A 21,426-nucleotide genomic window follows, 5' to 3' on the forward strand; every position below is an offset into this window, starting at 1 on the left:
TATTCTACTTTGCCCCTTTAATGGTTGGCTTGATACTCGCTCTATGTAAATGCACCGTTATAGGGCTAGTAGATGCAATAAGCTTGCCGCTTCTTTTGGCTTGTACCGCGAGGGTGTGTGTACCACGATCGATGTTCTTCAATTGCCAAGTTAAACGGCTTTGTGGCGCCCCATATGGCTTACCATCAAGGAAGAGTTGCAATTGCTCGCCAATCCCCAATTTACGGTTGGCTTCGAGTTGGATATTGATAGCGCCAGGGTTGCTGCGAATGGTTTCATCATGCTGTGGCGTGAGCATAGAAAGGGAAAGAGGCAGTGGCTTTTCTGCCTTTGTTTGCTCATCTGTTGTGGGCTCTGATGTCGTTTTTGCTTGTGGTGCCAGAGACTCGGTACTTTCTACTTTTGGTGCTGGCGCACTGGATTCTAGATTAGGTAGCGAGATGGCTTTTGCGCCTTGGTTTGGAGTATCGCTAAAATGCACAACGCCGTCTTTATCGACCCAAGTGTAAGCGACTTGAGCAGAGGCTGTTGTGGCGATCAGTAAGCCACTTAAGGCGTATAGCGATGGTAAAAGCTGAACTTTCATTGCTCACCTTCTTTTGATAGATGATTTCACGTTTGGATTGCTTAGCTCTTTGACTTAGCAAGTAAAAGAGTTTGAGCGTATTTTAGTTATCCCTCCATGTTAAACGCCCATATAGGGCGAGCGAATACAAAAAAGGCCCGCCTGCGAGGCGAGCCTAATATTTTGTTTCTGTGTTTACATTTTACACAGTTGAGACCTTATACAGAGTAGTAAAGTTCGAACTCAAGTGGGTGAGTTGTCATGTTTACTTTCTCTACATCTTGAGACTTAAGACCGATGTAAGAATCGATGAAGTCATCAGAGAATACGCCGCCTGCTGTTAGGAACTCACGGTCAGCATCTAGTTCTTCTAGAGCATCTTTCAGTGAGTATGCAACAGTTGGGATTTCTGCTGCTTCTTCAGCTGGTAGGTCGTAAAGGTCTTTATCCATCGCTTCGCCTGGGTGGATCTTGTTCTTAATACCGTCAAGACCAGCCATTAGCATTGCTGCGAACGCTAGGTATGGGTTAGCCGCTGGGTCACCAAAACGAACTTCGATACGACGCGCTTTAGGGCTTGGTACCACTGGGATACGGATAGAAGCAGAACGGTTACGTGCTGAGTAAGCTAGCATAACTGGCGCTTCGAAGCCTGGTACAAGACGCTTGTACGAGTTAGTTGATGGGTTAGCAAATGCGTTGATTGCGCGAGCGTGCTTGATGATACCGCCGATGTAGTAAAGTGCAGTTTCAGATAGGCCGCCGTACTTGTCACCAGCAAATAGGTTTACACCGTCTTTTGCAAGAGATTGGTGAACGTGCATACCGCTACCGTTGTCACCAACAAGTGGCTTAGGCATGAATGTCGCTGTCTTACCAAACGCGTGAGCAACGTTGTGTACAACGTACTTGTAGATTTGGATTTCGTCAGCTTTCGTTGTTAGCGTGTTGAAGCGAGTTGCGATTTCGTTTTGACCCGCAGTTGCTACTTCGTGGTGGTGCGCTTCAACAACTAGGCCCATCTCTTCCATTACTAGACACATAGCAGAACGGATGTCTTGAGATGAATCTACTGGAGCTACTGGGAAGTAACCACCTTTAACGCCTGGACGGTGACCTTTGTTACCTTCTTCGTAATCAGAACCTGTGTTCCACGCTGCTTCTACGTCGTCAATCTTAAAGAAAGAACCAGACATGTCAGTCGCGAACTTAACGTCGTCAAATAGGAAGAACTCTGGCTCAGGACCGATAAGAACAGTATCTGCAATACCAGTAGAACGCATGAAGTCTTCAGCACGCTTAGCGATAGAGCGAGGGTCACGGTCGTAGCCTTGCATTGTTGCAGGCTCAAGGATGTCACAACGGATGTTTAGCGTTGCATCTTCAGTGAATGGGTCAAGCACTGCAGAAGATGCGTCTGGCATCATAACCATGTCTGATTCGTTAATGCCTTTCCAGCCAGCAACTGATGAACCATCGAACATTTTACCTTCTTCGAAGAAGTCTGCGTCGATTTGGTGAGCAGGGATAGAGATGTGCTGCTCTTTACCTTTTGTATCAGTGAAGCGTAGGTCAACAAACTTAACTTCGTTTTCTTGGATCAGTGATAAAACGTTTTCTACTGACATCTTGGATAACCTCCAGTGTTAATAAAGCGGTAAAAGCTCGATTTATGAAAAATTGATTAAATCCAGCATTGATTAATTTATTTGACATTTTATTAATCGATGCTGTTTTCTCTAAAGCCAAAACCGTGCCAAAAAAATTATTCCATTAATTTCAAGGAATTATGTTTTTAGATACTAGTTTGGTGCAAACGATTGCACCAAAATGATCTTTGGCTGCACTGTAATGGTGCATATTTTTATTATTGCACCACAATGTGACAACCGTGTTGCTTATCTAGCCCAGTTTTTGAGCAAGAGTCAATTTCTAATAAGCAACGATTGGAATAAAATTGCGTTGAATCAATTCGCTGGGCGAGAGAAAGTGGGCGCTAAGCGTAAATTTGCTATAAAAGCTAAGGAGTAGATCACATATTTCTAGGCTTTTTGCTAAAATCTGGTACATTATGGCCGTTTTTTTAATCAGCAAATGTCGCCAGAGAGCACCCGTTCTCGGCATGGGGGCATTTCATCTATCTAAGTGAATCAATATCCATGGCTACTCCACAGATTGATAAATTAAGAAATATCGCGATTATCGCGCACGTTGACCACGGTAAAACAACCTTGGTTGACAAGCTGCTACAACAATCAGGCACGCTAGAGTCTCGCGGTGAAGCTGAAGAGCGAGTCATGGACTCGAACGACATTGAGAAAGAGCGTGGCATCACCATTCTTGCTAAAAACACAGCAATTAACTGGAATGACTACCGCATCAACATCGTAGATACTCCGGGACACGCGGACTTCGGTGGTGAAGTAGAACGTATCATGTCGATGGTAGATTCAGTACTACTTATCGTTGACGCAGTTGATGGCCCAATGCCACAAACGCGTTTCGTAACGCAAAAAGCATTTGCTCACGGCCTTAAGCCAATCGTTGTAATCAACAAGATTGACCGCCCTGGTGCACGTCCTGATTGGGTTATGGATCAAGTATTCGACCTATTCGACAACCTAGGTGCAACTGACGAACAGCTAGACTTTAAAGTTGTTTACGCGTCAGCACTTAACGGTTGGGCTGCGCTAGAAGAAGGCGAAACTGGCGAGAACATGGAACCACTGTTCCAAACTATCGTTGAAGAAGTAACTGCACCTCAAGTTGACCTAGACGGCCCACTACAGATGCAAGTTTCTCAGCTAGATTACAGCTCTTACGTTGGTGTTATCGGTGTTGCTCGTGTAACTCGTGGTAGCGTTAAGCCAAACCAACAAGTAACAGTTATCGGCGCTGACGGTAAAACTCGCAACGGTAAAGTAGGTACAGTAATGGGCTACCTAGGCCTAGAGCGTCACGAAGTTGAGCAAGCGAATGCGGGTGATATCATTGCAATCACTGGTCTTGGCGAGCTAAAAATCTCTGACACTATCTGTGCACAAAACCAAGTTGAAGCACTACCACCGCTATCTGTTGATGAACCAACAGTAACGATGACGTTCCAAGTAAACACGTCTCCATTCGCTGGTAAAGAAGGTAAGTTCGTAACTTCACGTAACATCCTTGAGCGTCTAGAGAAGGAACTGGTACACAACGTTGCACTACGTGTTGAGCAAACAGACGATCCAGACAAATTCCGCGTATCAGGCCGTGGTGAACTTCACCTATCTATCCTGATCGAGAACATGCGTCGTGAAGGCTTCGAGCTTGCTGTATCTCGTCCAGAAGTAATCATCAAAGAAGAAGATGGTCAGCTAATGGAACCGTTCGAGACTGTAACGATCGACGTTATGGAAGAGCACCAAGGCGGCATCATGGAGAACATCGGCCTACGTAAAGGTGAGCTGAAAGACATGTCTCCAGATGGTAAAGGCCGTGTACGTATGGACTTCGAAATGCCATCACGTGGTCTGATCGGTTTCCAAACTGAGTTCATGACACTGACTTCAGGTTCTGGTCTTCTATACCATACATTTGACCACTACGGCCCACACAAAGGCGGTAACATCGGTCAACGTGTTAACGGTGTACTAATTGCTAACGCAATGGGTAAAGCGCTAACTAACGCACTATTCAACCTTCAAGAACGTGGTCGTCTATTCATCGGTCACGGTGTTGAAGTTTACGAAGGCATGGTTATCGGTATCCACAGCCGCGACAACGACCTAACAGTAAACGCACTGAAAGGTAAGCAGCTAACTAACGTTCGTGCATCTGGTACAGATGACGCACAGGTTCTTACTCCGCCAATCAAGATGACTCTTGAGCAAGCACTAGAGTTCATCGATGATGACGAACTAGTAGAAGTAACACCTGAAAGCATCCGTATCCGTAAGAAATTCCTAACGGAAAGCGATCGTAAACGTGCTTCACGTTCAGCAAAATAATCTGCTGTAACGGATTCGATTAAGAAAAACCCGAGTTTCGCTCGGGTTTTTTTTGTATCTAAAGGAATAAGGCTATGCAGCCAATCGTGATTACGGGTGGTCCTGGGGCGGGTAAAACCACGTTACTGAATGCGTTAGGTGGGTTGGGCTATGCCACCTTTGCTGAGGGCTCTCGCACTTTAATTGAACAGCAAAGCCAGCTGGATAAGGGTGTCTTGCCTTGGACCAACCTACCTGAGTTCGCTAACTTATGCCTTGAGTTGATGGGTAAGCAAAAGCAAGAGGCACTGAGTCATGAGGTCGCTTTCGTTGACCGCGCTATCCCAGACATCGTGGCATACCTAAAAGTGGGCGGCTGCCCTGTTGAGCAAACCTTCTTGACCGAGAGTGCTGGGTACCAGAGTAAGGTGCTCACTTGTCGACCTGAAGCCTCTATTTATGTTCAAGATGATGTGCGTCCACACAGTTTTGAAGAGGCCCTGCAAATCCATCAAACCTTAGTCGATACCTATGCTGAGCTGGGCTATGAGGTGATCGATGTTCCATGGGGTAGTGTCGAAAAGCGTGTTGCGTTTGTCCGCCAAGTGATGGGCTTAGTGGTCGAGGTAGACGGGGATAAAGGTGAATAGAGCTTGGCCGGTATTTAGCTCACTTAGCGAAGAACTGAGTTTGGTCGCCAGATAGCAAAACCTCCTCATGAGGAGGAGGCTTTATCGAATTACTTTTGATTCAGCTGTTGCAAGAACTTGTCTGATTCAGCAATCGCGGCATTCATTTGCTTAATTGCGTATTGAATGTCTTTCTCTAGGCTAGAGAACTCGCCTTTCAGTGAGCCGATCGCGCTCGCGTTCAAGTTATGCTTGAGGTAAAGCGTGTTGTCACGCAGCGTATTCAACACCGGCGTCATCTTGTCTTCTGCACGCTTCATCGCGCTTAGCATACTCTTGTAAGAGGCTTTGGTTTCACGCAGCTTCTGTTCGCTAGAGCGACGCAGTTTGGCGCTAGTATACAGGTCTAGCTCGCCTTGCCACTCTTCAAATAGTGCATCCGACACATCTTCAATTGCCGCAATACGGTCGCGCACATCTTGCGCCGCTTTTTCGCTGTCTTCGTATTTGTCGTTAATGTTGTTGTAGACGCTTTCTAGCTCACCGCCATCAAAGTTGGTCAGTGCCGAAAGGGCTTCTAGCGCACTGGTAAATTCTTCTTGTGCATCTTGTTGAGACTCTTTGGCGTCTTCCACGCGGTCAACCATAATGTCGCGTTTGTGGTATCCCACTTGCTCCATTGCTGAATAATATGCGGATTGACATCCTGTCAAAGTGAAAATTGATAGTACAATTGCTAATAAATAAGGCATTCTTATGTCCTCGACGCTAATTTATGGGATGAACTATGAACCAGTTATCAGAGAGTTACAAGGTGAGATTGAGCAAGCTCGTGCCGGGGAGCGTCGCGTTTTTCCAATATTTGCTCAAGCGCATGACGCACGATCGCGTCAATGTTAACGCAGGCTATTTAGCTTACATCACTTTGTTGTCTATTGTGCCGATGTTGACGGTATTGCTGTCGATATTGTCGAAGTTTCCGGTATTTGAGAATGTGGGCGAAACCTTGCAAGGGTATATCATTGATAACTTCGTCCCCGCTTCTGGTGATGCGGTAAGAACCGCATTGCAAGAGTTTGTATCGAACACAGGCAAGATGACCGCCGTGGGTGGTGCGTTCTTGTTTGTCGCAGCCTTGATGCTGATTTCCAACATCGACAAAAACTTAAACTACATTTGGCGAGTGAAAGACAAACGTCGTCCTGTGTTCTCTTTCTCTATGTATTGGATGGTGTTGACGCTTGGCCCTATCTTAGTAGGTGCAAGTATTGCAGCAACCTCTTACGTAACATCGCTTAAGCTGATTGAAAACGAAACCTTGTCGGGCGCTTATAACCTGTTTTTGCGCTGGCTGCCTCTGCTGCTGTCATTCTTCGCATTCATGGGGCTGTACTTCTTAGTGCCAAACAAGAAGGTTTATCTGTCCCACGGTGCTATTGGTGCTGCCATCGCTGCGGTGTTGTTTGAATTGAGTAAGAAGGGCTTTGCTTTCTACATTACTCAATTCCCTTCTTACCAATTGATTTACGGCGCGCTTGCTGCGATTCCGATTCTGTTTGTGTGGGTGTATTTGTGCTGGTTGATTGTGCTCATTGGTGCGGAAGTCACGGCCGCTCTGGGTGAAAGAGAGCACTGGAGTGACGACTTAGAAATGATACACTCGACCGCTGAATTACAATTAACAGATGAAGGAAGCGAGAGTAGTGATAGCGCTAATTCAACGAGTCAGTGAAGCCGCCGTTCGTGTAGACGGTGAAGTTGTCGGTGAAATCGACCAAGGTCTACTTGTCCTACTTGGTGTAGAGAAGGACGATGATGAAGCAAAAGCAAAACGTTTGATGGAGCGCGTAACCACTTATCGTGTGTTTGAAGACGATGAAGGCAAAATGAACCTCAACGTCAAACAAGTGAACGGTCAGGTTTTGGTGGTGTCTCAATTTACGTTACCAGCGGATACTAAAAAGGGCACTCGCGCAGGTTTTTCTCGCGGCGCGCATCCTGCGGATGCAGAACGTCTGTATGACTACTTCTCGGACTTGTGTGAGCAAGAACTGCCAACACAACGCGGTCGCTTCGCGGCGGATATGAAAGTGTCATTAATTAATGACGGTCCAGTGACTTTTTGGCTACAGGTCTAATCTGGCAACCACAACATCATGGTCTAAGCTTTAAGCCCAAGTAAATTGAATTTGCTTGGGTATTTTCTCCTAAGGCTTTCATTTGATTTGTACTTTCAAAGGATTGATATGTTCAAACTCATAACTCCAAAAACAGAAAATCAGCTCAACAAGTACTATCAATTTCGTTGGCAGTTGCTACGCGAACCTTGGCGTATGCCTGTAGGTTCCGAGCGTGATGAGTACGATGGCATGAGCCATCACCGCATGATTACCGACAGCCGTGGTCGTCCGATGGCGATTGGTCGGTTGTACATTACCCCAGATAACGATGGTCAGATCCGCTATATGGCGGTGAAGAACAACCGTCGCAGCAAAGGCATGGGCTCATTAGTGCTGGTGGCGCTTGAGTCGTTAGCTCGGCAAGAAGGGGCGAAGCGTCTGGTGTGTAATGCCCGTGAAGACGCGATTGCCTTCTATGAGAAGAATGGTTTTGAGCGTCGCGGTGAGCTTACCGATGAACGTGGTCCTGTACGTCACCAACAAATGGTTAAACAGCTTGACCCAATGGCGGATGTGCTACGTCGCCCGGATTGGTGTACCGAGTTGCAACAGCGTTGGGAAGCGCAGATCCCGATCGCGGATAAAATGGGGATCAAAATCAACCAATACACAGGTTACCAGTTTGAGTGTAGCGCGCAGCTTAACCCAAACTTGAATCCACATAATACCATGTTTGCAGGCTCTGCTTTTACTCTGGCGACACTGACTGGGTGGGGCATGACGTGGCTGTTGATGAAAGAGCGTGGCTTGCACGGTGACATCGTATTAGCAGACAGTTCAATTCGTTATCGTCATCCGGTCGAGCAGAACCCAGTAGCGAGTACCTCGCTCGATGGCATTAGTGGTGATTTGGACAGGCTCGCATCGGGGCGTAAAGCGCGTATTGTTATCCATGTGGTGATTTACAGTGGAGACGTACCAGCGGTTGATTTTGTCGGCACGTACATGCTGTTGCCAAATTACTCTCAGTTACTTAGCTGTTAGGCTGGCTGAGTCTGGTGTTTCTTGTGGCGCATCTTGGTTAGCTGATGCGCCTTGCTCCATCGCTGAATGGTTCGTCTCTGGAGTATTACGTTCTTCTGGAGATGCTTCTTCGTTAATCGAGTCGTTCGCTGAGATCTCTGGAGCAGAGATAAGTTGCTCTTCGGAATGTGATGTTGCGGTTGGCTCTTCCTCCTCCATCACTTCCTCACTTACCTCTTCTTCATGCTGTTTTAAGTTGATTGCCGCAATGTGCGTGACCTTGCTTGGTTCGGGAGTGCTTTGTTCTGGCTCCGCTTGCTCAGTCTGTTTTGGCTTATGTTGGCACTCATTTGTTTCGATTTCGCCACTCAGCACATCACCTTTAATCACGCCACACGTGTCTTTGAGTTGATAAATCACGCCAGAAAGCGGGTTGTTTGCCATATCAAATTCACCAGACAAGTTACCCGAAATAGCCTTGCCTGAAATGGTCACTGGTTGAAGTTTTACTTCACCACGCTGAGCACGTAAACGTAATGGGCTGAAGGTGATCGCCTTGAGTGAATCATCCGCTTGTGACTTCAGGGTGGTATCGCGCAGGTTGGCTTCCACTTCTCCCGACAAGCTGTAAGCAAGCATATTTTGATCACCCGCCAAGCCTTTTAAATCGAGGCTTAAATCGGAGAAACCATTGACCGCGAGTGCTGTTGGTAAGTAGGGATGAAGCAACAGCAGAGGGATTCCATCCGCATTGAGGTTAAGCGTCCAAGGTTGGCTGGTGGTACTGAAGTCGATTTGGCCTAAGCCTTCAATATAGCCTTGCTCCAGAGGGGCGAACAAACGCGTTAACTGCCAGAGTCCATCGTCACTTTGTGTTGTAATCGCAGCATGTGATGTGATGACTTGGTCGTAACTTGCGTTTACCACGCTGGCATCAAGCTTGCCACTCCAAATGCCCCAATGACCGTTGTTGTGCTTTACTTCGAGCTGGTCACCTTCCAAATTCAAGCCAGAAAGCTGCCAGTAAGGCTGTTTGGATAACTGGATAACTTGGCTGCGTTCAATCTCTAATTGCTTCACATTGACTTGCTGGAGCCTCTCCGTGGCTTTTTGCCACCAGTCCACCTTGTCATCTGGTTGGATCGCCCATTTCAATCCACTGATAGTCGCGTTGTTGATTTTCCAATGCTCAGGCTCAAACTCACCAGATACCTGCACACGACCTTGTTGCCAATCCAAACTCAGTTCTTTCAGTTGAATCGAACCCGGCTTGAGCGTGGCATTTAAGCGAGGTTCAATCGCAGTTTGATCTTGAAAACTGACGCTGTCTGCCTGCAGAGAAAGCTGCGCAGTTGTCCCCCACAGTGACAACGGTAAAGAGGCGTTTTCTAGCGATAGCTCTAGGTTTTGCCAATGCCAATCTCCGTATTCGATATCTGCATTCAACAGATCGAGACTGTTGATATGGCTGATATGAACCGGCAGGGCTTGCCAAGGCTTAGCAAGCAAAGATTGTAGTTGTAGGTTGTCGATTTTCAGTTTATCGACGGTCATGTTGATGATTGACCAACCTTGTGGGTATTGTTCGCCTTGACCCGATACTTCGCTGCCACGCCAGTTAAATGAGGCGCCGTAAAGTGTACTGTCTTGTACTTTGTAATCTACGTCGATGAGTAATTTATCAAAGGCTTCGCCATTCCAATGCAATTGTTCGGCAGAGAGCTGAATCTCACCGTATGGCACTTGCTGAGTGTCGCTCGACCATATTGGCTCTTGGATTTGTACATTTAATCCCGTAATGCTGAATGCATCATCGGCGTAATCGAGGTTCTTCAAGGCGATTTGATGGAAGTAAACGTTGCCCAGCGCCGGCAGTGTTGGCATACCTTGCTGTAGACTCAACCCATCAATCAGCAAGCTGTCGACAATCCATTTTCCATCGCGACGAACATCTGGGTTCAGCCAGAGATCGACTTGCTCAATGAAGGGTAGATTTTGTTGTTTGGTTGCCACGCCATTGAGTGTGAGGTGGTAAGGAAACTCGTATTGAACGTTATCCGCTTGCAGTGGCAAATCGACTAAATCGGAAAACAGATTCCACGTTTGGCGAGAATGCGAGGTGGTCAGCATGCCTAAAAAGACGGCCGGAACTGCGATCGCCAGTATGAGTATTAGAAGTAGAACTCGACTTGCTGTTTTCATCCCTGCCCAAACCTGTACATAAATTGGAGTAAGTGAATATTGAATTACTTAGATAGGCTTAAGCTTGTATCAATCTTGGGCTGGATTCAATAAAAAGCCCCTCAAAAGAGGGGCTTGAAGATTCTTTTTGTAGCTAGGTCACTAAGGTCTAGTGAGTGGCTTAATCCAGCTGAGGACCTGCTGCCACTAGTGATTTACCTTCTGCGTTGTCAGTGTACTTATCAAAGTTGTTGATGAAGCGCTCTGCCAAGTCTTTCGCTTTGCTTTCCCATTGTAGTGGGTCAACGTAGGTATCACGAGGGTCAAGGATGCTTGGATCGACGCCTGGAAGTGAAGTTGGTACTTCTAGGTTGAAGATTGGAATGTGTTTGGTTGTCGCATCTTCAATAGAGCCATCAAGGATTGCATCAATGATGCCGCGTGTATCTTGGATGGAGATACGTTTGCCGCTACCGTTCCAGCCGGTGTTGACTAGGTAAGCTTCTGCACCTGCTGCTTCCATACGTTTCACTAGCACTTCAGCGTACTTAGTTGGGTGTAGGGTTAGGAACGCTGCACCAAAACACGCCGAGAAGGTTGGTGTCGGCTCAGTGATGCCACGCTCTGTACCCGCTAGCTTAGCGGTAAAGCCAGACAAGAAGTGGTACTTAGTTTGCTCAGGCGTTAGTTTTGAAACCGGAGGTAACACGCCGAACGCATCTGCCGATAGGAAGATCACTTTGTTTGCGTGACCGCCTTTTGATACTGGCTTCACGATGTTGTCGATGTGATGCAGTGGGTAAGACACGCGGGTATTCTCTGTCTTAGAGCCATCATCAAAGTCGATAGAACCATCGCTACGAACCGTCACGTTTTCTAATAGAGCATCGCGGCGGATTGCGTTGTAGATATCAGGCTCGGCTTCTTTCGATAGCTTGATGGTCTTCGCGTAACAGCCGCCTTCGAAGTTGAATACGCCGTCGTCGTCCCAGCCGTGCTCGTCATCACCAATCAGTGCACGTTTAGGATCGGTAGATAGGGTAGTTTTACCTGTGCCAGACAGGCCGAAGAAAATCGCTACGTCGCCTTCTTCGCCCATGTTTGCACTACAGTGCATCGATGCGATGTCTTTCAGCGGAAGGAAGTAGTTCATCATAGCGAACATGCCTTTCTTCATTTCGCCGCCGTACCAAGTACCGCCGATCAGTTGCATGCGCTCTGTTAGGTTGAACACAGTAAAGTTTTCAGAGTTCAGTCCCTGTTCTTCCCACTTGTCGTTCGTGCACTTCGCGCCGTTCATTACCACGAAGTCAGGTTCAAACGTCGCCAACTCTTCTTCTGTTGGGCGGATGAACATGTTTTTCACGAAGTGCGCCTGCCACGCTACTTCGGTGATCACTCGAATGCTCAAACGAGTGTCTGGGTTTGCACCACAATAACCGTCAATCACAAATAGACGCTTACCTGAAAGCTGGTTGGTCACTAGCTCTTTTAGGTCGTCCCATACTTCTTTGTTGATTGGTTTGTTGTCGTTTTTCACTGCGTCAGAAGTCCACCACATGTGCTCTTCTGTCGTTGCATCTTTAACAATGTACTTATCTTTTGGTGAGCGACCAGTAAAGATACCAGTGTCTACGGCAACCGCGCCGAGTTCTGTAACCACACCACGTTCATAACCTGTTAGGTCAGCACGGGTCTCTTCCTCAAACAGCATTTCGTAGCTTGGGTTGCGAACAACCTCTTTAACGTTATGCAGTCCGTGTTTGGTCAGATCAATTGTTGCAGCCTTTGTATGTTCCATAACGGTCATAGGTGCTCCTTATAAGGATTTTTGTAGGGATTTTGTAAGAATGTTTTAATTTTTATCTGCTCACCATGCTAGCAACGGGGTGGGGATAAAACAGGGATATAGCTCAAAAAAATACCCATGATTTAAGTAAGGTTTTAGGTAACCCGTCACATATTGGTGCGAATAGTTTATCGTGGGCGCAAACCTTTGCGCTAGGGGAAAAGAATTATTAATTATTTAAAATTAAGCGGTTGCTTTATTACGTCTGAGGCTAGGTAATTAGAGGGTTTGATCACAAAAAGGCCAGCATGATGCTGGCCTTTTGAAGGGTAAATTACAAGCTTGTTAAGCTATGAAAATTAATGCAGTGTTTTCTTCTCTTGAGCGGCTTGTGCATACAGCTCAGTGATCTCCGCTTCGTCAAACGAATATGACGTGCCACAGTAATCACAATGTAAAGAAACTGATCCTTCTTCCGCTAAAATGTCATTAATTTCAGCACGCTCAACGGTAATGATCGCTGCACCACTACGTTCACGAGAACAGCCACAGTGGAACTCCACTGGTTGAGGTTCGTATAGACGAACAGAATCTTGGTTGTACAAGCGGTAAAGCAGTTCGTTTGCCGGTAGAGTGAACAGTTCTTCGTTCTTAACGGTTGCTGTTAATTGCTCTAGGTGCTCGAAGTCTTCTGGTGTACCTGTGCCGTCTGGCATTACCTGAATCATCATGCCTGCTGCGTGAGCTTTACCTTCGTGTTCACCAGTACGGATCCACAGACGCGTCTTCAACTGCTCTGAGTTTGCGAAGTAGCCTTCGATAACGTCAGCCAGTGTTTCACCTTCTAGGCCAACGACACCTTGGTAACGTTCGCCTTTCTTCGGCTCGATAGTGATCACTAGGTAGCCTTTACCCATCATGTCGTGCAGGCTTGCGTCATCCGCAATGTCGCCTTCCCAACGTGCAACGCCACGGATCTTCTGATCGTGATCGCCATTGATTACAGCCAGTGATACAGGACCATCACCTTGTAGTTGGATAGTGATTGAGCCTTCGAACTTCAAAGTTGCCGTTAAAAGAGTGGTTGAAACGAGTAGCTCACCCAACAGTTTTTGCAGTGCTGCCGGATATTCCTTGCTGGAGATAATACGTTGGTATGCTTCATCCAATTGAACCAACTCGCCACGTACTGAAAGATCTTCGAATAGGTAGCGGTTTAAAACATTATTTGCCATGGAGTGCTTTCCTCGTCGGTAATTCCGGCTTTTATTGGTGTTTGAACTTAATGATGTCACGGCGCTGCTTCTTATCTGGGCGGCGTTCCGGACTTGGGTTGTGGGCGTTGAGTTTACGCTGTTTCGCGAACTCTTCGCGTTGGCTGACGCTTTCGTCAGTTTCACGATAGAGCGTTTGAGCGATTGGTGCGCCCATGCGACGATCAGAGATTTTCTCGATAATCACCGTCTTCTCTTCATTACCTTGGCGAAGACGAATCTCAGCGCCCAACTCAACGATTTTGCTTGGTTTGCTTCGTTGCCCATTATAGTGGACTTTACCGCCATCGACCATATTGCGTGCGATGGAGCGGGTTTTATAAAATCTGGCAGCCCATAGCCATTTATCTAGCCTTACGGCTTCATTTGCGGAACTCATACGACTCTACACTATCTAATCACTGCGATAATAAGGCAGTGACTGGTGGATTATTCACCTACAGATGGAGCCAAGGCTGTTTTTTTTTCAAGGGAGTTGGCAAAAACTGCATAAGAAAAAGGTATGAAAAAGAACTTGTGATATAGTTCACTGCTCTTTGTTGAGTAGTAATTTTATTGCAAATTTAGCAAGATAGAGTCGACAATCTTTACTTATACTTAAGGTCGACCGACGTCAGAATAAAGGAATCAATTCAGTGAAGCGTTTAGAGCTAAGTGCAGGATTAGCAAGCAGCCCGCTACTGGCTCAGATTAAGTCCAACAATCACACCATACAAGCGAAACTCAGTTTGTTCTTAACTTGTCTATTTATAGCAATGACAGGCTGGATATTGGGTAAAGTGGTGTGGTTAGCAATGCCTCAAACTTCTGATGTGACTCAATGGAAGCCATCAGCAGGTGCTGTTGCGTCTACGAATAAAAAGGACGCGATTGATTTCAATGCCCTTCAAAATGCGAACTTGTTCGGAAAGTACACTGAGCAAAAGCCGGTCGTAGTAGAACAACCTGTTGTGCAAGATGCGCCTAAAACTCGCTTAAACCTAACACTTGTTGGTGCAGTTGCGAGCAGCAACGCAAAAACGAGCCTAGCGGTGATCGCCAATCGAGGCAAGCAAGCCACTTATGGTATCGGCGAAGAAATTGATGGCACACGTGCAGAATTAAAAGCGGTATTGGTCGATCGTGTGATCATCGACAACCAAGGCCGTGATGAAACCCTAATGCTCGAAGGTATCGAGTACAGCAAACTGTCTGAAACACGTCCAGCAGCCCGCCCGCAAGCGGCGAAAGCGGATAAATCATCAGCGGTGAGTGAGAAGGTCGACCAAATTCGTGCGGAGATTTCCAAAGATCCGCAAAGCGTATTCAAGTACATCAACATTTCTCCAGTCAAAAAGGATGGAGGAATCGTCGGTTATCGCGTCTCACCAGGTCGTGATGCGGCGTTGTTTAATGATGTCGGTCTAAAACCTGGTGATATTGCGGTGCAATTAAATGGGATCGATTTAAGTGATCCTTCATCTTCAGTAGAACTGATGCAAGTGATGAACGATCCGCAAGAACTGAATTTGACTGTTGAGCGCGATGGCCAGCAGTACGACATCTATATCCAATTGTAATACTTAGGCAAGCTGCGTAAGTTCAGGGAGACATACGTGAAACATTGGTTTAGCAAAAGTACTTGGTTACTTGCAGGGACACTACTCTGCGCTCCGGGTGCGATGGCGAACGAGTTTAGTGCCAGCTTCAAAGGCACTGATATTCAAGAATTCATCAATATTGTTGGTCGCAATCTAGAGAAGACCATCATCGTTGACCCGTCTGTACGCGGTAAGATTGACGTACGTAGTTACGACGTTCTTAACGAAAAGCAGTACTACAGCTTCTTCTTGAACGTTCTGGAAGTGTACGGTTATGCCGTTGTCGAAATGGACAATGGTGTGTTGAAAGTCATCAAAGCGAAAGATTCAAAAACGTCAGCAATCCCGGTTTTGGGTGATGACAGCGCGCAAGGCGACAGCGTGATTACCCGTGTGGTTGCGGTGCGTAATGTGTCGGTTCGTGAACTTTCTCCGCTACTGCGTCAACTGATTGATAACGCAGGTGCCGGTAACGTGGTGCACTACGATCCAGCTAACATCATCTTGATCACGGGTCGCGCTGCGGTAGTAAACCGCCTAGCGGAAATCATCAAGCGCGTTGACCAAGCGGGTGACAAAGAAATTGAAGTCGTAGAGCTGCGCAATGCGTCTGCTTCTGAGATGGTGCGTATCGTTGATGCCCTGAACAAAACGACCAACCAAAAGAGCACACCTGAATTCCTAGAACCAAAAATCGTAGCGGATGAGCGTACTAACTCCATCCTGATTTCTGGTGACCCTAAAGTTCGTGCACGTCTGAAGCGTTTGATTCGTCAACTTGACGTTGAAATGGCGACCAAAGGCAATAACCGCGTGGTTTACCTAAAGTACGCGAAAGCGGAAGACCTGGTTGATGTACTAAAAGGCGTATCTGACAACCTACAGGCTGAGAAGCAAGCTGGTCAAAAAGGCGCATCAAGTGCACAGCGTGGTGAAGTGGTGATCGCCGCTCACGAAGCAACCAACTCGCTAGTTTTGACTGCGCCGCCAGATATTATGATGGCACTGCAAGATGTGATCGCTCAGCTTGATATTCGTCGTGCACAGGTTCTGATTGAAGCGCTCATCGTGGAAATGTCAGAAGGTGACGGCATCAACCTAGGTGTTCAATGGGGTAACCTAGAAACCGGCGCAGTGATCCAATACGGCAATACTGGCGCACAAATCGGTAATGTCATGGTTGGTCTTGAAGAAGCGAAAGACCAGACTCGTACAGAGTACTACACCAACAGCGACGGTGAACGAACGCCTTATGATGTCACGGAATCTGGTGACTACTCTACTCTAGCGGCAGCACTTGGTGGTGTTAATGGTGCGGCAATGAGCATCATGATGGGTGATTGGACGGCATTGATTACTGCTGTGTCATCGGATTCAAACTCAAACATTCTGTCTTCTCCAAGCATTACAGTAATGGATAACGGTGAAGCATCATTCATCGTAGGTGAAGAAGTGCCGGTAATTACAGGTTCGACAGCAGGCTCAAACAACGATAACCCATTCCAAACGGTCGATCGTAAAGAAGTCGGTATCAAACTGAAAGTGGTTCCTCAAATCAACGAAGGTGACTCAGTTCAGCTAAACATTGAGCAAGAAGTGTCTAACGTGTTGGGTGCAAATGGTGCGGTTGACGTACGTTTTGCTAAGCGCCAGCTAAATACCTCTGTGATGATCCAAGACGGCCAAATGCTTGTGCTTGGTGGTCTCGTCGATGAACGTGCGCTAGAAAGTGAGTCAAAAGTGCCACTATTGGGTGATATCCCAGTGATTGGTCAATTGTTCAAATCAACCAGTACGCAAACTGAGAAACGTAACCTAATGGTATTCATTAAGCCAACTATCATCCGCGATGGTATGACGGCGGATGGCATCACTCAGCGTAAATACAACTTCATTCGTGCAGAGCAGTTATACAAAGCGCAAGAAGGCTTGAAGTTGATGGATGATTCAAATATTCCAGTGATGCCAGAATTTGGTCAGGAGCGTAAGCATCCTACTGAAATCCAAGCGTTCATTGATCAGATGGTAAAGAATAATGGTTGATATGTTAGACACCGCGCCAAGTATGCGCCGTCTGCCATTCAGTTTTGCCAATCGCTTTAAACTGGTTTTGGAGACGGAGCACCCTGAGCGCCCTCCAATTCTGTATTACGTAGAGCCGCTTAACCCTGCGGCTCTGGTTGAAGTACGCCGAGTACTGAAACAAAACTTTATTCCTCAAGTGATGGACAAAGAAGCGTTCGATAAAAAGCTCACTGAAGCTTATCAACGTGATTCTTCTGAAGCCCGTCAGTTGATGGAAGACATTGGCGCAGACAGTGATGACTTCTTCTCATTAGCAGAAGAACTGCCTCACGACGAAGATTTGTTGGAATCGGAAGATGATGCGCCAATCATCAAATTGATTAACGCCATGTTGGGTGAAGCGATCAAAGAAGGGGCGTCGGATATCCATATTGAGACGTTCGAGAAAACCCTTTCGATTCGTTTCCGTGTCGATGGTGTATTGCGTGAAGTCTTAACCCCGAGCCGCAAGCTAGCCCCTTTGCTGGTTTCTCGTGTGAAGGTTATGGCGAAGCTGGATATTGCGGAAAAACGCGTACCTCAAGATGGTCGTATTTCACTGCGTATCGGTGGTCGTGCGGTGGACGTGCGTGTATCGACCATGCCTTCATCGCATGGTGAGCGTGTGGTAATGCGTCTACTGGATAAGAACGCGACTCGTCTTGATCTGCATAGTTTGGGTATGACCCCTTCAGTGCATGACAACTTCCGTCATTTGATTGGTCGCCCTCACGGCATTATCTTGGTAACCGGTCCGACAGGTTCGGGTAAGTCGACGACCTTGTACGCGGGTTTGCAAGAGATCAACAGCAATGAACGCAACATTCTGACTGTTGAAGATCCTATCGAATTCGATATCGATGGCATTGGCCAAACACAGGTAAACCCTAAGGTTGATATGACCTTTGCGCGTGGTCTGCGTGCGATTCTTCGTCAAGACCCGGATGTAGTGATGGTCGGTGAGATCCGTGACTTAGAGACTGCACAGATTGCGGTGCAAGCCTCTTTGACTGGTCACTTGGTTATGTCGACACTACACACCAACACGGCTGTGGGTGCGATTACTCGTCTGCGTGACATGGGTATTGAACCCTTCCTGATCTCTTCTTCGCTATTGGGCGTGCTAGCACAGCGCCTAGTTCGCACCCTTTGTTCTGACTGTAAAGAGCCATACGAAGCGGATAAAGAACAGAAGAAACTGTTCGGTCTGGAAGAGCACGAATCGCTGGTTCTACATCGTGCAAAAGGCTGTGAAGTGTGTAACCAAAAAGGTTACCGCGGTCGTACTGGTATTCACGAACTTCTAATGGTGGATGAGAAAGTTCAAGAACTGATCCACAGTGAAGCGGGTGAACAAGAAATTGAAAAAGCCGTACGAGCGCACACGCCAAGCATTCGTAGTGATGGCCTAAGCAAAGTCAGTCGTGGTATCACTTCTCTTGAAGAGGTGATGCGAGTGACCAAGGAAGCGTAATGGCAGCATTTGAATACAAAGCGCTAGACGCGAAAGGCAAACAAAAGAAAGGCACCATTGAAGGGGATAATGCTCGTCAGGTGCGCCAACGCCTAAAAGAACAGGGCATGATCCCTGTTGAGGTGATGGAAGCCAAAGCCAAAGCTGCGAAGTCTTCAGGTGCATCAGTTGGATTCAAACGTGGTATCAAAACCGCAGAGCTTGCCCTAATTACGCGTCAGCTATCAACGCTTGTGCAATCTGGCATGCCATTGGAAGAGTGTTTGAAAGCCGTCTCAGAGCAGGCTGAAAAGCCACGTATTCGCTCAATGATTGCGGCCGTGCGCTCGAAAGTCACTGAGGGTTATCCGCTTGCAGACAGTTTGGGTGATTATCCACATGTGTTTGACGAGCTATTTCGTTCTATGGTGGCGGCTGGTGAAAAATCCGGTCACTTAGATGCGGTACTTGAGCGTTTGGCGGATTATGTAGAAAACCGTCAGAAGATGCGCTCTAAACTGCTTCAAGCCATGATTTACCCAGTGGTGCTGGTGGTGTTTGCGGTGGGCATTGTGTCATTGCTGCTTTCTTCAGTGGTGCCGAAAATCATTGAGCCAATCATTCAAATGGGGCAAGAGCTACCACAGTCTACGCAAATGCTATTGTCTGCGAGTGAGTTTGTCCAAGAATGGGGCTTAATCATTTTTGTTGTCTTTGTGGTGTTCTTTTACGGTTTAAAACTGGCACTACAGAAACCAAATTTTCGCTTGGCTTGGGACCAAAAAATTCTTAGCTTACCGCTAATTGGCAAGATTTCTCGCGGTCTGAACACATCGCGATTTGCTCGCACCTTATCGATTTGTACTTCAAGTGCGATTCCTATTCTTGAAGGCATGCGTGTGGCAGTTGACGTTATGTCGAACCGTTATGTGAAACAACAAGTGTTAGTGGCGGCAGACAACGTACGTGAAGGGGCAAGTCTGCGTAAAGCGCTCGACCAAACTCGCTTATTCCCACCAATGATGCTGCACATGATTTCCAGTGGTGAGCAGAGTGGTGAGCTTGAAAGCATGTTGACACGTGCGGCGGACAACCAAGACCAAAACTTTGAATCTACAGTGAATATCGCTTTAGGGATCTTCACACCAGTGCTGATAGCATTGATGGCTGGTCTCGTTCTTTTCATCGTAATGGCGACATTGATGCCAATGTTGGAAATGAATAACTTGATGAGCGGATAAAATTCGAGTTAAGTCGTGTCTACTAATGACATGGCTTGAATCTAACTTTCGGAGAAAATAATGAAATTTAAACGCAGTAAACAACAAGGCTTTACACTTCTAGAAGTGATGGTTGTTGTCGTTATCCTAGGTATTTTGGCAAGTGTGGTTGTTCCTAACCTACTAGGCAACAAAGAAAAAGCAGACCAACAAAAAGCGATTACTGACATCGTGGCGTTGGAGAATGCGTTGGACATGTACAAGCTGGATAACAGCGTTTACCCAACAACGGACCAAGGTCTAGATGCGTTGGTGAACAAGCCTTCTAACCCAGAGCCACGCAACTACCGCGATGGTGGTTACATCAAGCGTCTACCATCTGATCCATGGGGCAACGAATACCAATACCTGAGCCCTGGTGACAATGGCACGATTGATATCTTTACTCTAGGCGCGGATGGCCAAGAGGGCGGTGAAGGTCCTGCGTCGGATATCGGCAACTGGAACATGCAAGATTTCCAATAAGCTCTAGCTTAAACCAGCACTAATGAAGAAAATGCAAAAACATCTCGGTTTTACATTGATAGAAATTCTATTGGTGCTGGTTTTGTTATCTCTTACCGCCGTTGCGGTGATCGCTACCTTGCCTACCAGTCAAAAAGACCTTTCCAAACAATATGCGCAAAGCTTTTTCCAGCGCTTACAACTGCTTAATGAAGAAGCGGTACTAAGTGGTAAAGACTTTGGCTTGCGTGTTGATGACGTTAAATCCACCTACACTTTGTTGAGCCTGACCCAAGACGGTTGGCAACCACTTGAGTTAAAGCAAATCCCAAGCGAAACAAAGCTTGAAGGGGATATCTCAGTGCAATTGGAATTAGGCGGTGGCGCTTGGGGTGACGATGACCGATTGTTCGAGCCCGGCTCGCTGTTTGATGAAGACATGTTTGCCGAGGAAGAGGACAAGAAAAAGAAGAAAGTGAAACCACCTCAAGTGTTCATTTTCTCAAGTGCTGAGATTACGCCATTCACCTTATCTTTCTTTCCTGAAGAAGGGGATGCATTCAATGATGGCTGGCGAATCATTGGTAAAGAAACAGGTGAAATTAAATTGTTAGCACCTGGGGAAGAAGCGGAAGACGATGACAATTCAATATTCTAAGCCAAGCCGTATTGGTTCATCGCACCGCAATGCTCGAGGTATGACGCTACTTGAGGTGCTAGTCGCACTGGCGATTTTTGCTACTGCTGCGATCAGTGTGATTCGCTCAGTGAGCCAGCACATCAATACCGTCAGTTATTTAGAAGAAAAAATGTTTGCAGCCATGGTTGTGGATAACCAAATGGCCAATGTGATGCTCTCGACGGAAAAACTCAAAGCTAAAAAAGGCACTGAAGAGTTGGCGGGGCGTACTTGGTATTGGAAGGTCACTCCTGTTGCCACCGCGCAGCCATTGCTGAAAGCATTTGATGTCAGCGTCGCAACTGAGAAAGAAGCGAGCCCTGTTGTCACGGTGAGAAGTTATGTTGCTGAGTAATAAGCGATATAAGGCGCCAACA

At 46.9% G+C, this 21,426-nt stretch carries 19 protein-coding genes; 12 read left to right on the forward strand and 7 right to left on the reverse strand.

Going from position 1 to position 21,426, the window contains the following annotated elements:
• Positions 1-4: 4 nt before the first annotated feature.
• Positions 5-586, reverse strand: a complete 582-nt coding sequence (locus KHO06_RS00660; RefSeq protein ID WP_212581937.1) for a DUF4124 domain-containing protein — start codon at positions 584-586, stop codon at positions 5-7.
• A 197-nt stretch (positions 587-783) separates the two neighbouring features.
• Positions 784-2,193 carry a glutamate--ammonia ligase gene (gene glnA / locus KHO06_RS00665; protein ID WP_005529054.1) on the reverse strand — a complete coding sequence of 470 codons (1,410 nt, stop codon included), beginning with the start codon at positions 2,191-2,193 and terminating at the stop codon, positions 784-786.
• 531 nt (positions 2,194-2,724) lie between these two features.
• Between glnA and typA the strand changes: the two genes are divergently transcribed.
• Positions 2,725-4,554: a translational GTPase TypA gene (typA, locus tag KHO06_RS00670; RefSeq protein WP_005430066.1), complete on the forward strand. Its 1,830-nt coding sequence runs from the start codon at positions 2,725-2,727 to the stop codon at positions 4,552-4,554.
• A gap of 74 nt (positions 4,555-4,628) precedes the next feature.
• Positions 4,629-5,183 (forward strand): AAA family ATPase, encoded by a 555-nt coding sequence (locus tag KHO06_RS00675; protein WP_212581938.1) that lies wholly within the window; start codon positions 4,629-4,631, stop codon positions 5,181-5,183.
• Positions 5,184-5,272: 89 nt separating this feature from the next.
• On the opposite strand, the gene KHO06_RS00680 is transcribed toward KHO06_RS00675, so the two are convergent.
• A complete protein-coding gene (locus tag KHO06_RS00680) occupies positions 5,273-5,914 on the reverse strand; it encodes a DUF2959 domain-containing protein (RefSeq protein WP_005529068.1) in 642 nt (213 codons plus the stop codon).
• Between the two features lie 35 nt (positions 5,915-5,949).
• Here KHO06_RS00680 and KHO06_RS00685 point away from each other — a divergent pair, with 35 nt between their 5' ends.
• From KHO06_RS00685 to KHO06_RS00695, 3 genes are all read left to right on the forward strand, one after another.
• Positions 5,950-6,894 (forward strand): virulence factor BrkB family protein, encoded by a 945-nt coding sequence (locus KHO06_RS00685; protein ID WP_047480163.1) that lies wholly within the window; start codon positions 5,950-5,952, stop codon positions 6,892-6,894.
• Positions 6,866-7,300 carry a D-aminoacyl-tRNA deacylase gene (gene dtd / locus KHO06_RS00690; protein WP_010650498.1) on the forward strand — a complete coding sequence of 145 codons (435 nt, stop codon included), beginning with the start codon at positions 6,866-6,868 and terminating at the stop codon, positions 7,298-7,300. Before KHO06_RS00685 ends, dtd begins: the two co-directional genes overlap by 29 nt.
• Positions 7,301-7,408: 108 nt before the next feature.
• Positions 7,409-8,326, forward strand: a complete 918-nt coding sequence (locus KHO06_RS00695) for a bifunctional GNAT family N-acetyltransferase/hotdog fold thioesterase (protein WP_038890206.1) — start codon at positions 7,409-7,411, stop codon at positions 8,324-8,326.
• On the opposite strand, the gene KHO06_RS00700 is transcribed toward KHO06_RS00695, so the two are convergent.
• The 4 genes from KHO06_RS00700 to hslR all read right to left on the reverse strand — a co-directional run bounded on the left by KHO06_RS00700 (position 8,312) and on the right by hslR (position 13,928).
• Positions 8,312-10,507 (reverse strand): AsmA family protein, encoded by a 2,196-nt coding sequence (locus KHO06_RS00700; RefSeq protein ID WP_212581939.1) that lies wholly within the window; start codon positions 10,505-10,507, stop codon positions 8,312-8,314. The two genes, KHO06_RS00695 and KHO06_RS00700, sit on opposite strands and share 15 nt — an antisense overlap.
• 160 nt (positions 10,508-10,667) lie before the next feature.
• Entirely contained in the window at positions 10,668-12,296 is a 1,629-nt protein-coding gene (gene pckA, locus KHO06_RS00705) for a phosphoenolpyruvate carboxykinase (ATP) (protein ID WP_045368262.1), read from the reverse strand.
• 338 nt (positions 12,297-12,634) lie between these two features.
• Positions 12,635-13,510, reverse strand: a complete 876-nt coding sequence (gene hslO / locus KHO06_RS00710) for an Hsp33 family molecular chaperone HslO (RefSeq protein WP_212581940.1) — start codon at positions 13,508-13,510, stop codon at positions 12,635-12,637.
• 31 nt (positions 13,511-13,541) lie between these two features.
• Positions 13,542-13,928 (reverse strand): ribosome-associated heat shock protein Hsp15, encoded by a 387-nt coding sequence (gene hslR / locus KHO06_RS00715; RefSeq protein ID WP_005430076.1) that lies wholly within the window; start codon positions 13,926-13,928, stop codon positions 13,542-13,544.
• Positions 13,929-14,184: 256 nt separating this feature from the next.
• On the opposite strand from hslR, the gene gspC reads away from it, so the two are divergent.
• From gspC to gspI, 7 genes are read left to right on the forward strand one after another with little or no spacing between them, the layout of a single operon-like run.
• Complete coding sequence (gene gspC / locus KHO06_RS00720; protein ID WP_005430158.1) at positions 14,185-15,108, forward strand: type II secretion system protein GspC; 924 nt, start codon at positions 14,185-14,187, stop codon at positions 15,106-15,108.
• A 36-nt stretch (positions 15,109-15,144) separates the two neighbouring features.
• The gene (gspD, locus tag KHO06_RS00725; RefSeq protein ID WP_038890211.1) at positions 15,145-17,172 is read left to right on the forward strand and encodes a type II secretion system secretin GspD; all 2,028 of its coding nucleotides are present in this window, start codon (positions 15,145-15,147) and stop codon (positions 17,170-17,172) included.
• On the forward strand, positions 17,165-18,667 hold the full coding sequence (gspE, locus tag KHO06_RS00730; RefSeq protein ID WP_038890212.1) for a type II secretion system ATPase GspE: 1,503 nt from the start codon (positions 17,165-17,167) through the stop codon (positions 18,665-18,667). The genes gspD and gspE overlap by 8 nt, the downstream gene beginning before the upstream one ends.
• Positions 18,667-19,887: a type II secretion system inner membrane protein GspF gene (gene gspF / locus KHO06_RS00735; RefSeq protein ID WP_005430086.1), complete on the forward strand. Its 1,221-nt coding sequence runs from the start codon at positions 18,667-18,669 to the stop codon at positions 19,885-19,887. The genes gspE and gspF overlap by 1 nt, the downstream gene beginning before the upstream one ends.
• Before the next feature lie 60 nt (positions 19,888-19,947).
• Positions 19,948-20,391, forward strand: coding sequence for a type II secretion system major pseudopilin GspG (gene gspG, locus KHO06_RS00740; protein ID WP_005430189.1), 444 nt, complete (start codon positions 19,948-19,950; stop codon positions 20,389-20,391).
• Positions 20,392-20,422: 31 nt separating this feature from the next.
• Positions 20,423-21,028, forward strand: a complete 606-nt coding sequence (locus tag KHO06_RS00745; protein WP_005430102.1) for a GspH/FimT family pseudopilin — start codon at positions 20,423-20,425, stop codon at positions 21,026-21,028.
• Positions 21,009-21,404: a type II secretion system minor pseudopilin GspI gene (gspI, locus tag KHO06_RS00750; protein WP_005430093.1), complete on the forward strand. Its 396-nt coding sequence runs from the start codon at positions 21,009-21,011 to the stop codon at positions 21,402-21,404. The genes KHO06_RS00745 and gspI overlap by 20 nt, the downstream gene beginning before the upstream one ends.
• Positions 21,405-21,426 lie beyond the last annotated feature (22 nt).

This window comes from Vibrio sp. B1FIG11, assembly GCF_905175335.1.
In the GTDB taxonomy this organism is placed as follows: domain Bacteria; phylum Pseudomonadota; class Gammaproteobacteria; order Enterobacterales; family Vibrionaceae; genus Vibrio; species Vibrio campbellii.